10 protein-coding genes, 1 pseudogene and 1 riboswitch are annotated in these 12,037 nt (G+C 62.4%); of the genes and pseudogenes, 7 read left to right on the top strand and 4 right to left on the bottom strand.

What is annotated here, in order from left to right; all coding sequences use genetic code 11:
- Positions 1-53: 53 nt before the first annotated feature.
- Both AB0O97_RS06285 and AB0O97_RS06280 read left to right on the top strand, forming a co-directional pair.
- Entirely contained in the window at positions 54-695 is a 642-nt protein-coding gene (locus AB0O97_RS06285) for a vitamin K epoxide reductase family protein (protein WP_253599502.1), read from the top strand.
- 102 nt (positions 696-797) lie between these two features.
- Positions 798-1,496 carry a thioredoxin domain-containing protein gene (locus AB0O97_RS06280; protein WP_104111930.1) on the top strand — a complete coding sequence of 233 codons (699 nt, stop codon included), beginning with the start codon at positions 798-800 and terminating at the stop codon, positions 1,494-1,496.
- A 513-nt stretch (positions 1,497-2,009) separates the two neighbouring features.
- Here AB0O97_RS06280 and AB0O97_RS06275 read toward each other — a convergent pair.
- Positions 2,010-2,312 (bottom strand): hypothetical protein, encoded by a 303-nt coding sequence (locus AB0O97_RS06275; RefSeq protein WP_104111929.1) that lies wholly within the window; start codon positions 2,310-2,312, stop codon positions 2,010-2,012.
- A gap of 307 nt (positions 2,313-2,619) precedes the next feature.
- Entirely contained in the window at positions 2,620-3,099 is a 480-nt protein-coding gene (locus tag AB0O97_RS06270) for a GNAT family N-acetyltransferase (protein ID WP_253598158.1), read from the bottom strand.
- 292 nt (positions 3,100-3,391) lie between these two features.
- On the opposite strand from AB0O97_RS06270, the gene AB0O97_RS06265 reads away from it, so the two are divergent.
- From AB0O97_RS06265 to AB0O97_RS06245, 5 genes and pseudogenes are all read left to right on the top strand, one after another.
- Positions 3,392-3,610, top strand: a complete 219-nt coding sequence (locus AB0O97_RS06265; protein WP_253598159.1) for a hypothetical protein — start codon at positions 3,392-3,394, stop codon at positions 3,608-3,610.
- Positions 3,611-4,102: 492 nt separating this feature from the next.
- Positions 4,103-4,243, top strand: coding sequence for a hypothetical protein (locus AB0O97_RS06260; RefSeq protein WP_253598160.1), 141 nt, complete (start codon positions 4,103-4,105; stop codon positions 4,241-4,243).
- 215 nt (positions 4,244-4,458) lie between these two features.
- Positions 4,459-5,226: a metalloregulator ArsR/SmtB family transcription factor gene (locus AB0O97_RS06255; RefSeq protein ID WP_363881082.1), complete on the top strand. Its 768-nt coding sequence runs from the start codon at positions 4,459-4,461 to the stop codon at positions 5,224-5,226.
- 63 nt (positions 5,227-5,289) lie between these two features.
- A complete protein-coding gene (locus tag AB0O97_RS06250; RefSeq protein ID WP_104111924.1) occupies positions 5,290-7,773 on the top strand; it encodes a heavy metal translocating P-type ATPase in 2,484 nt (827 codons plus the stop codon).
- Positions 7,755-8,461 (top strand): annotated as a pseudogene (locus AB0O97_RS06245) (transposase); the annotation flags it as partial. The gene AB0O97_RS06250 and the pseudogene AB0O97_RS06245, both read left to right, overlap by 19 nt.
- Here AB0O97_RS06245 and AB0O97_RS06240 read toward each other — a convergent pair.
- Together AB0O97_RS06240 and AB0O97_RS06235 are read right to left on the bottom strand one after the other, a co-directional pair.
- A complete protein-coding gene (locus AB0O97_RS06240) occupies positions 8,393-10,231 on the bottom strand; it encodes a DUF4158 domain-containing protein (protein ID WP_363881079.1) in 1,839 nt (612 codons plus the stop codon). The pseudogene AB0O97_RS06245 and the gene AB0O97_RS06240 sit on opposite strands and share 69 nt — an antisense overlap.
- Before the next feature lie 408 nt (positions 10,232-10,639).
- On the bottom strand, positions 10,640-11,455 hold the full coding sequence (locus AB0O97_RS06235) for a peptidoglycan DD-metalloendopeptidase family protein (RefSeq protein WP_363881076.1): 816 nt from the start codon (positions 11,453-11,455) through the stop codon (positions 10,640-10,642).
- A 5-nt stretch (positions 11,456-11,460) separates the two neighbouring features.
- A riboswitch (cyclic di-AMP (ydaO/yuaA leader) is annotated at positions 11,461-11,662 on the bottom strand.
- Between the last annotated feature and the right edge of the window lie 375 nt (positions 11,663-12,037).

Here is a 12,037-nt window from a genome sequence, read left to right as displayed (position 1 = left end):
CAACCTGAAGGACTCCTGATCCTATGACTACCAACTCCGCCTCCACTGGGAAAATGAACTTCGGCGACGGCGCCGGTGGGTATCCTCCCGGGCGACCCGAAATTCCACGACAGGTCCGCACCCAACCGTTTGGCTGGCTCCTCGTCACCACGGGGGCCGTTGGCTGGCTGGCTTCCGGAGCGTTGGCTCTGGAGAAACTCGAGGTACTCAAGGACCCCGGCTATGAAACAGTGTGCGATATCAACCCGTGGGTGTCCTGCGGGAAAGTCATGCAGACGTGGCAGAGCTCCATATTTGGCTTCCCCAACATGTTCATCGGAATCGTTGCATTCGCCATCATCATCGCCATCGGATTGGCGCTGATTTCCGGTGCAGCATTTGCACGGTGGTACTGGATAGGAATGCAGATCGGCATCACTCTCGGCTTTGCCTTTGTTGTATGGCTATGGTCTCAAGCCTTGTATTCGATCCATGTTCTTTGCCCTTTATGCATGGTCGTCTGGGCAGTCATGATTCCCTTGTTCGTCTGGGTCACGATCCGAAACATCGAGCATGAAGCCATCAAGGTCCCCATCCCGGTGGCGCGATTCTTGGGTGACTCTGGTTGGCTCATCGTCGCAGTGATCTATGTGGCCGCAGCCGCGAGTATCTTCTTTGCTTTCATTGACGCATTCCTCGGCACATCAGCACTGTGAAGATCTAGCCAAATAGTACATATTCCGTCCCCGTGAAGGTCGAACACTCCACGTTCCACATTGAATCCCTAGAACACAAAAACCAAGAAAGTAGCCAACACGATGACACAGAAACCAACTAGTACACCCAATCCGGAGAATGCCGTGGCGAAGAAAGCCAGACTGGTCGTCTGGATACTCCTAGGCGCCATTGTCGCCGCTGGCATCATCTGGTACGCCGTCTTTACCGCAAACCGGCCCGCTCTGGAGGCAACCACGCAACCGACAGTTGACGTTCAACTTGTGCGAGAGGACAGCCACCGACTCACCACACCTACCACAGAGAAAGCCCAACTCGTGGAATTCCTCGATTTCGAATGCGAAGCCTGTGGAGCGATGTATCCGATTGTTGAAGACCTGAAGAAAGAATTCGGAGACCAGATCACCTTCGTCAACCGCTACTTCCCACTACCCGGTCACACGAATTCTGCCACTGCCGCTTTGGCGGTTGAGGCCGCTGCACAACAAGGCAAATATGAACAGATGTACTCGAAGATGTTCCAGACGCAGGCGCAGTGGGGCGAACAACAGGAAACCAGGGCCCCCCTGTTCAGGACGTTCGCAGAGGAGCTCAAGTTGGACATGGCGGCTTACGATGCGGCCGTTGCGGATGAGAAGACAAAAGACAGGATCCGTCAGGACATCGCTGACGGTAAGGCCCTCGGCGTGACAGGAACCCCGACTTTCTTCTTGGATGGAGAAAAACTCGAAATCACCAGCGAAGCAGATTTCCGCCAAAAACTTGCCGCCGCGACAAAATAGTCACTATCCGTCCTCACCAACCTAGACAGTGGGCGCGATGGCCCTCCTGGTCGTAGCGGCAGCCCTATTCTCCGAAGCAGTCGGAGGCGCTCTCGTTGAGTCATTGCCTCCGCCGATGCAATCAAGGTGGCGGTCGTGGCAAGTCAGGGACTCAACGGCGCGCTTGATGCAAGAAGGCTATGGAACCTTTTCAAGCGTGAACGATGATGAGGTGACGGCTGATATGTAGAAACGTTTGTCAAGGGGCAGTGGTGAGCGGCTCCCTACTTCTTTGGTGGGGGCCGCTGGTGGGGTGCCGTCCGGGCGTGGTGGTCGTGCTGGCGAGTCTTGTATTCGACTGCAGTGTCAGACTGATATACGCGGGTTGGTTACCGCAGGACAATTGTTCGGCTGGGGCGTATCGATGTCTAAAGTCGGGCGTCAACGGTATAGGCCGTTTGCCCATAGTCGTGTCTCGAGTTAGCCCCAAGGTGCTGCCACGTCACGTCCGCTACAGCCCGGAAGGCACGTTTGTTAGGCCGCGTTCATGCGGCCTCCTGGTGCTTGCTCGCCCTGTTGGAGGGGTGCGGCCAGGGACCAGCACCAGCTGGCGAGTTCCCGGGCGACCGCTGTATTGGCGATAACGGAACGTTTTTTGCGGGCATCGAAGACTTCCCATTTGTGGTGGAGTCGGTGGTTGCCTTCCAGTGCACGGATCCTGGTGGCTGGGTCCGCGAAGACGTCCCGTTTCTGCACCCCGTCTTTGACCAGCGCGTCGAGCTGCAGCTGCGCATCTTGGCTTGAGGTGCTCACCCGCGTGTATCCCAAATGTCTCACGCCTTCATTTTGGCTCAGAAACTCCTAAAAGGCACCGCGGCAGGTAAGACGTTTTACGGTGGGGCGACTTTTTGAGACGTTCGGCGCCCCGTCACCCCGGGTCAGCTGATGTCATTTTCAGTACCCGTCTGCACAAATTTCAGCACTTGCCTGCACAGCCGTCTTGTGCCCGTAGCGGGAACGCTGAGCGGGCACCGGGAACGCCACCCGAGTTCAGTAACATTCGGAATGTCTCAGTTCGCATTCACCTCATTTGAGGCGGGAGTACATGTACATGTCTTTACGCTGCCCGCCGACTTCCTGCCAACTATGCAGCAACCCCTCCTGGCGCATAGCCGCAGCGCTCCGCAGCTCGCCAAGAACCTTGATTCCAAGGCTCGACGTAAAGCTCCAACCGGTGTATCTCTGGCAGGCTTAGCCCCCACCCTGACAAGGCATCCAGGGCGGTAGAGACTATTCCTTGGTTTCGATGACGAGGGGCAACCCAGTATCCAATGCTGGCGCGGCCTTGACCGGAATTTTTCAGCCACAGTCCGATTTGGCCCAGTGCTTGATCAGAGCTTGCATCCGCGATGGCGTATGAATATCCGGATCGATCCACAAGCCGATGGTGCTGCCGGTCGATGAAATCGAGTATTTCCTTGTCCGTGCCGTTTCTTGGAACAGTCGTAATCAAAGGAATCAACAGATCGACCGATACTTCTCGAACCAGCTCAGCATCCTTGGCCTCGAATGGGCGTAGACGAAATTCCAAGGCATCCAAGACGGGCTGATTCAAAGGGTCCATCCAGAAAGCCTAACGGTTCGGATCGACGGCTAACTCTGAGAAATCTACGACGTACGCGAACTGTCCCGTATGCCGGTCCTCCACCGGACACACCAGCCGCTGACCTGCTGCTGTGACTGTTAGTTCAGACTGGCGGATAATTCACAGTCGGGAATGGCGGTTCCGATCGCCGATTCGAGAACTATTTGCAAGAATCGTCGGCAGGGAATCAACTGCGTCGTCCCATGTTAGTCTCTGGGTATATGCCCTGTATCTGGGGCTCTCCTGACGCATCCGTGGGTCTTTTGGCGCCATGGGAGCGGTCGCCGTCGGCATCGTCCTCAATATTCTTGGGCAAATTTCCAAGGACGAGACCCTGACATTCGCATCGCTGGCCGTCATCGCGGTGTGGGGCTGGTGCTTCACAGCGCAGGTGTTGTCATCCGCCGTCACAAAGTCCAGAAAAGCCTCCGGAAGTAGCCACCTGCCAAGGCATCGATTCCAGCCGGTCAAGCCCATTGGTGTGGTGTAACCCGGTTGCCGCGTGATCCTTGGGTTGGTTGGGCGTCGAGCGCCAGGTCCGCGGTGCCCGCCTCCTCTGCGGGGGTTCCGCCCAGACCAGTTGTACGTAGTGCTTGTGAGTAATTAACCTCGTTTTGGTGGTTGCGCCATTACTGTTGTGGTAAGGCGGGTTTGGCGGAGTCGGTGGCACGGTGGTTTGAGGTTCTGCGGCCTCATCTGTCGGAGTTCCAGCGGAGGATGTGGTTGGGTGCGGAAGCGGCGGAGTTGGGCTCGGGCGGAGTGGGTGTAGTTGCTCGTGCCACGGGCGTTGCCGCGGATACGGTGCGGTGCGGACGCACGGAAGCCGCGAGCGGAGTGGAGCTCTCGTCGGGGCGTTCACGTAAGCCCGGCGGCGGCCGTAAACGGGCCGAAACGCATGATGAGCTCTGACCGCGGCGTTTGAATCGCTGATCGATCCGGCTACCCGCGGGGATCCGATGTCGCCCCTGCGATGGACTCCAAATTGATCCGGAAGCTGACCGCTGAGCTCCGCGGGGAAGGCCATCTGGTCAGTGATTTCGTGGTCCGAAGGCTGTTGCGCGAGCAGGGTTACAGTCTGCGGGCCAACGTCAAGACCGCCGAGGGCGGCCAGCCTCCGGATTAAGCCGAGGGACAGTTCGTGTATCTCAACGATCAGGCCCGCCAGCACATGGCCACCGGGGACACCGTGATCAGTGTGGATGCGAAAAAGAAGTTGCGACACCAGCCCAAACCATGCAGTTCCACCGCCGGCGTGCCCGGAGGACACATCCGCGCCCCCGAAAAACCCGACGACGAACCGCCCATTGCTTACATCTGCTCAAATGATAAGATGTTCATATGAGTCAACAGAGCCGACGACTTCAGTCCATCCCCGACCCTGACGGCCCTTCCGGGTCCCGGGACAACGGCGGCGACCGGGCACGGGTTGACATCCTCCAGGGGGCGCTGCCCTCGGTGGAGGATGTCGAACGGGTCGCCGCTGTGTTCCGGCTGATGGGCGACCCCGGCCGGGTCCGGATCCTCGCCACCCTGCTCGAAGCCGGTGAGGTCTGCGTGCACGACCTTGCCTCGGTGAGCGGCCAGAGTGAATCCTCGGTGAGCCAGGCCCTTCGGCTCATGCGCGCGCACCGCGTCGTGGAAACCCGCCGCGCGGGCCGCGTCGTTTTCTACCGGCTCGGCGACAGCCACGTCCGGATGCTGCTGGACATGGCGATCACCCACGCCAGCCACTCCCCGGCCATCACGGCAACCCCTGCCACCACTGACCCCCCCCACCGACCCCACCCATCAGGAGCCATCATGAACCCTTCACCCACCGCACTCACCTGCCCCAAATGCGGAGCGGAGATGCGTCCCTACGAACGCAACGGCGTCGTCATCGACCAGTGCACCGGCTGCCGCGGAATCTTCCTGGACCGGGGCGAGCTCGAGTCTTTGATGGACGCCGAAAGCTCCTTCAACGCCGCCCGGAATCCCGCGCCCGGATACCCCCGACCCCAGTACCCGGACCAGAGGGACAGCCACCACGACGGCCGCGACTCCGGGCACGGGGACCGGCACGACCGCCGCAAGCGCGGCGGATTCCTCGGCGACCTGTTCGGGTAACCCCCGACGCCTTATACCCGCACCCCTTACCCAGACCGGCCCTGACACTAGGAATGACCACGTATGGCAACCGACACCCAACTTGACCTGAAGACCGTGCTGCCGGAGGCACTGGATGAACAGGACGCCTGCGTCCAGACGCTGACCGACGGCCTTCAGGCCCGGGAGGGCATCATGAGCGCGCACGTCAAACGCGCGGACGGCACCGAAGCGGCCCAGCTGTGCGTACATTTCGAACCGGACGTCATCAGCCTGCAGCGCATCCGTGAACTGGCCGTGTCCCTGGGCGTACGGGTGGACAGCGACTTCGGCCACCTCAGCATCGACGTGGACGGCATTTCCAGGCCCGCCCGGGCGCAGCTGCTCGAACAGCGGCTGCGCAGCCTGGACGGTGTGGCGGAGGCCCACGTCTCCGCCACCGGGTCCGTCGCGGTCGAATACCTCGCGGACCGGACCTCGGAGAAGGCGATTACGGACCTTCTCACGCGCTTCGGGACACCACCGCGCGCAGGCCGGCCCGGTCCCGCCAAAGCACCCGCGGCAGGTGCCGGCGAAGCCGCCGCACCCAAGGCCGAAGCGCACGAAGACCATGATCACAAGCACGGCGGGATCTTCGGTGAGCGCAGCGAGCTGATCTTCGCGATCCTGTGTGCCCTGACCCTCGCCACGGGTTTCCTGCTCGGGCTGAGCCCTACGGTGCCGGACGCGGTCTCGACGGCACTGTACATCGCCGCGTATTTCTTCGGCGGCTACTACACCCTCAAGGAAGCCATCCAGACCGTGATGGCCAAACGGTTCGAAATCGACTTCCTCATGCTGGTCGCGGCCGCCGGCGCCGCGGTGCTCGGGGAGCTCGCAGAGGGCGCCCTGCTGCTGGCACTGTTCAGCATCGGCCACGCCCTGGAAGGCTACGCCATGGGACGGGCCCGGCGCGCCATCCAGGCGCTGGCCGAACTCGCCCCGGAAAGTGCGATCGTCAAACGCGACGGCACAGAGCAGGAGATCCCGGTCGGGGAGCTACGGATCGGCGACACCGTCATCATCAAGCCCAACACCCGCATCCCCTCCGACGGTTACGTCACAGTTGGCGAGAGCAGCGTGGACCAGTCAGCCGTAACCGGGGAGAGCATCCCCGTGGACAAGGCCCCGATCGGGCCGCAGGCCTCCCGCAACGAGGTGGACATCCCCGCGGAGAGCCGCATCTACGCCGGCACCGTCAACGGGCCCGGCGTACTGGAGATCGCAGTGACCCGGCTGTCCAAGGATTCCACGCTCGCGCGCGTCGTGCGGATGGTCAGCGAAGCCCAGGCCCAGACCTCCCCCACCCAACGATTCACCGACCGGTTCCAGCGCGTGTTCGTCCCCGCCGTGCTGATCCTCGTCGTCGTACTGCTCTTCGCCGGCCTCGTCATCGACGAACCCTTCTCCGCCACGCTCTACCGGGCCCTGGCCGTCCTGGTCGCCGCCAGCCCGTGCGCCCTGGCAATCTCCACCCCGAGCGCGGTCCTGTCCGGACTGGCCCGCGCCGCCCGCGGCGGCCTGCTCATCAAAGGCGGCGGCCCGCTGGAAAACCTCGGCACCCTGCGCGCGATCGCCTTCGATAAAACCGGCACCCTCACGGAGGGCAAACCGGAAATGACCGACGTCGAACCGGCTGACGGCGTCAAGGAATCCGAACTGCTCAACGTCGCCCTCGCCGTCGAGTCGCAAAGCGACCACCCGCTCGCCTCCGCCATCGTGAGGGCGGCCCGCGCCCGGCTGGACGGAACACCCCTGCTCACCGCCGGGGCAGTCACCAGCATCACCGGTCGCGGCGTCAGCGCCGTGATCGACGGCGAAGAGATCCACATCGGCAAACAACGGCTGTTCACGGAAATCGACGGCTCGCCGCTGACCAAAGACATCGCCGACTCCACCGCCCGGTTGGAGGCAGCAGGCCGGACCACCATGGTCGTACGACGGGGATCCCGGTACCTGGGCGTCCTCGGCCTGATGGACACGCCCCGGGACTCCGCGGCGACGGTCGTCACGCAACTGCGCCAGGCCGGCATCCGCCACATGATCATGCTCTCCGGCGACAACCAGACCGTCGCCGACGCAGTCGCCGGCAAGCTCGGACTCGACGAGGCCCGCGGCGATCTGCTGCCCGAAGACAAAGTCACGGCCGTCATCGACCTGCGCGCCAGGGAACACAAGGTCGCCATGGTCGGCGACGGCGTCAACGACGCACCCGCCATGGCCAACGCCACCGTCGGGATCGCCATGGGCGCCGCCGGCTCCGACGTCGCCATGGAAACCGCCGACGTCGCGCTCATGGGAGATGACCTGCAACGGCTCCCCTTCGCCGTGAACCTCAGCCGCCAGTCCAGCCGGATCATCCGCCAGAACCTCTGGGCCAGCCTCGGCGTTGTTGCGATCCTCATCCCGGCCACCATCACCGGGACCATCGGCATCGGCCTGGCCGTCCTGGTCCACGAAGGATCAACCCTGCTCGTCGTCGCCAACGCCCTCCGCCTCCTGGCCTACCGCGAACCCAAAACCAGCTAGCGCTCCTTCAGCGGCGGAAAATCGGCGGTGACGTTTGTGTCTCAAATCTGACGGGAACCGGAGTTCTTACCGTGGTCGTCGACCACAATTCCCGGCGGCTGCTCTGGGCGGCACCGGGCCGCGACAAGGCCACCCTGCGCACTTTCTTCGACGGCCTCGGCGACGAGCGTTCGGCCAGGATCACCCATGTCAACGCGGACGCGGCCCCTGGATCACCGCCGTTATTGCCGAGCGCTGCCCCGATGCCATCCTCTGCGCTGATTCCTTCCAAATTGTCCAATGGGCCACCGAAGCACTCGACGAGGTCCGCCGGGGCGCTTGGATCGACGCCAACGAAACCGCACGGGGCGGCCAGCGCCCTCTCGGCCGGAGTGAAGAACTCCCGCTACGCGCTGTGGAAGAACCCGGAGAACCTGACCGAAAAGCAGCAGACCAAGCTCGCCTGGATCGTGCAGATCGACCCCGGGCTCGGCCGGGCCTACTACCTCAAGGAAGGACAGCGGCTGGTCGTCAAACTGCCGTACGAGGAGGCGGCCGAGGCCCTGGACTTTCGAATGGGCGGATCGAATCGTTGACTACGAAATTACGCCTCCTCACCCGGATCGCGTTCGGCTTCAAATCACCCGAGGCCCCGATCTCGCTGGCCATGCTCAGCCTCGGCGGTCCCAAACCCGTGCCCCCCGAGCGCGTGAAGCTTCTCCACATTCAGTTTCGCCCGTCCGCTTGGCTGCACCTCGATGCTGATCTTCGCGTCATCACCGGCTTCCTCGAGCCGCTCGGCCGTCTGCCGCCAGGTGGCATCCAGCACCTCGACTAACTCCCGCAGGTGCGCCTCGGCATCCTCCTCCAGGCTCAGTCCGGCCAGGATGTCCTCGCGCACCGCCTCCCACTCCGTTCCCATCAGCAGGCGGGCGCGTGGGTCCGACCAGCGGTGCGAGGGCGAGGCGAAGATGTCCCGACGCTTCAGGGCGCGGAAGAGCTGTTCCAGGACACACACTACGTACGCGTCGCGGTCCACCGTCCCCTCCGGTTGCTCGGCGTTCGCATACACCGCCTTGTGCCAGTGCGGCGGCACGAGCGTGTCGTCGATCTCCCGGGGCAGCAGCGGCTTCTCGCCGACCTTCCTGCGCGAGAGTGCTGGCAGCTTCTTCACCCCTGCCAAGATGCTTACCCCGCCGGTTGCGGCTTCCAGCGCCGAGGTCTCACCCAAAAGAGACAAGAACGACTTGACGGTGTTGTAGCGCAGTGCCGGCGCCCCGCGCAGTGCGGTTTGTGCCGAGTCTCCGTCTTGGAGCACCAAGGTCACTACCGTGGCGGCCGCGCCCGACATCACCGACCGGGGCGCGATCTCCTCCAAGGCCCGCCATAGCGCGGTCACATCCACCTCACCCCCGGCTTCCTCGATGGACTCCAGCTTCTCGAGGAACACCTTCGCTGCCCTTGCCACGATCCGTGCCGCATTCTCCAGCTGCGGCAGGGTGGACAGGCGCTGCTTGTCAGTGGCGCGCCTCGCGGTGCTGATCAGCCTGGTCGCCATGAGGATCTCGAACAGATCCAGGGCATCATCGATCGCCTTGGCCTCCAGATGGCGCATCACGGCGGTGAGTATCGCCGTGCGCTTGGGTTCCGCGGTCCGCTCCAACTTCGGGGCCTTGGTGCCCAGCCCGTACCGAGCCAGCACCGAGAGCCGGTTCGGCGGTATCTGTTTCAGCTTCAGCCGTCTCAGCCCGAAGGCGGCGATGTCCTCAACCCGCTGCAACGCACCCTTCATCGCGGTGCCGGTGGTCCGCGTTGGCGGTCGACGCATACGCTCCAGTTCCGAGTACCGGGTGTCCTCCGGTGTTTTCAGCGTGGCAACCAAGTTCCCGGGCAGCGCCGGATCCGCCCGCAGGGCGGCCTTGGCAACCGTGGCGTGCAGCCGCTTCTCGGCGATGGCACGGACCTCGGAAACCTGCCGGGCCAGCACGTTCACCCCGGGTAGCAGCACCCAGTGCCGACGCAGCCAACCCGCCGCGTGGTTGAACAACGCGACAGGTCCCTCGGCGTGCGTCCACGCCCGCCCGTGCAGGAACGCCCTGAACATCCGCCCGTGGGCGGGGTCCTCGTACTGGTGGTAGCCGTATGCATCGCGGATCACCCACGCGTACTCATACGCTGTCTTGGGCCGCTCGGTGTACTCCTTGAGGCAGGAAGGATCCTCAATCTCCAGCTGTTGCGCCAGATGCTCAACGACCGGCCACGGCACGGCCGAGGGGTTATCCAGGAACAGCCCGATGTACCGGACCGTGCACATCTGCAGGGCGAAGCCTAGGCGGTTGTGGTCGCCTCTTCGTTTCGCGATCAGGTTCCGGTCCTCGTCGTCGAGGAAGAAGAAGCGCTCCAGCTCAGGCCGCGTCGGTTCCTCGGCGAACCTTCCATAGGCCTGCGCCTGTTCATCAGTCAAAAATTCCACGGGCATAAGACTGACAATAGCCGCCCCACCAGCAATTGAACCGTCTCGGAAATTATGCCGCCAGTTTTCTGGCGGCATAATTTCCGGGACGGTTCATCATGCTTTCGTTCCGATAGGCAGCTCTTTTGAGACTGGTTCTGAGCGAGATCGGCCCATGGGCTAGGCAATCGGAGGGATGCCTTTGCCACTCTTGACTGGGCGCACGCCAAGGGGGTACCCACTTAGCGGCAAATAAATGCCTGCAAGTGGATACCCCCTCACCGCAAGCTGGTCGGGATCACAGAGATGAGTCCTGCACCACCAAATCGAAAGTAGGTCCTATACACAGCAAGTAATTTGCACCTGGGCAACCTTTTTTGCCCCACTCCGGACTGGGACGACAGCTCGGAGTGTGGGAATGCTGGCGAGGGAGGTCTAGACAAAGGGGTCAGGGTCGACAGTCTGGCCGTTGACCATGACTTCAAAGTGGAGGTGGCAGCCGGTGGAGTTACCAGTTGTGCCTGCTCCCGCCACTAGGGCTCCCTGGGTGACTTGCTGCCCGACGCTGAGTCCGATGTTGGCCAGGTGGTTGTATGTGGTTTGGATGCCATTGCCGTGGTCAATGACAATGCGGTTTCCTCCGCCATACGGGCTCCATCCAGCTTCTGTAACTGTTCCGGTGCCAGCCGCGAACACTTCGGTATTGCAGGTCGCTGCTAGGTCCAAGCCTGTATGCAGTTCTCCACTGGCGCCCGAGAGTGGGTTAGACCGGAACCCGAAGGGAGAGTTGACGGTCATGCTTGCTAGTGGCGGGCGCAAAGTGGTTGAAGGAGTTTCCGGCGCCGTTGTTGCTGGGGCCGGCGATGCAGGTTGCACCTCGCTCGACTGGGCTTGGGCGGGGATCGACTGGGCTTGGGCGGGAGCCTTCGAAGGTGCCGGCTTGCTGCTGATGGCCGGCGCGGCGAAGCTGAGTGCCACGTCTTTATTGGCAGTCACCTGTGGCTGGTTCTTTTCGATCGCTAAAGGCGCGGTTGAATCCAAGGTGTCAGGGTTGTGGGCGACGCCAGCGTGAGCGGCCGTTAAGGTGGCGACCATGATGAATCCGGAAGCGGCGATGGCGCCCATCTTTCGCCCGAGACGGCCTCGCTTCGGAACGGTAGCTGGAGGTAGGGACCAATGGCGCCCGGTATGGCGGGGAGCTGGCACGGACATTTGAGCACGGCGACGGCCGTGCTGGCGGTGGGAAGGCATGGTGGTAATCCTCTCGGCGCCGGCGAAGTTAGCTGTCGGATTCGGGCGAGAGTTCTGCCCGGCACATCTGATAACTGGTCGCAATTGCGATGGCCAGTTCAATGTGCTTCACCCCAAGGTGCGCTAGCGCACCACTGATGGGTCCTCCACCCCCGCCTAGGAGTTGATTGGACGTGGGCCGCCGGCGGGGTTTGGCGAAACGGTACACGAGCATACCTATGCAGATATGCCATAGCTAGTGAGCCACAGCCGTCACGGGAGCTACAGAACCACGGTGTGAATGACAGTCAGCTTGCCCCTGACGCTCGGGCGCTGCACAATCACTTCCGCATCATGGCTGAAAGCAACGGATCAAGAGATCAGACGGCGGTAGTATGAACGTATGTTCATATGTCTTTTATTTTCGCCTAGTAAGCTGGGCGGATCCTGTGAGGGTTGGGTGAGCATGGACTGATGTACTGACGCCAGCGTAGATCGCAGGACTTAGCTGGCCAATTCCTTCGCTCCGGCACAGACGCTCGTCTACTCGGATCTGAACACATCCTCGGTCTGCGGACGCTCCGCCCCTCCACTTCCCCACCA

The sequence above is a fragment of the Specibacter sp. NPDC078692 genome, assembly GCF_040686835.1.
GTDB lineage: Bacteria > Actinomycetota > Actinomycetes > Actinomycetales > Micrococcaceae > Specibacter.
This window is presented reverse-complemented; position numbering and strand designations above follow the sequence as displayed.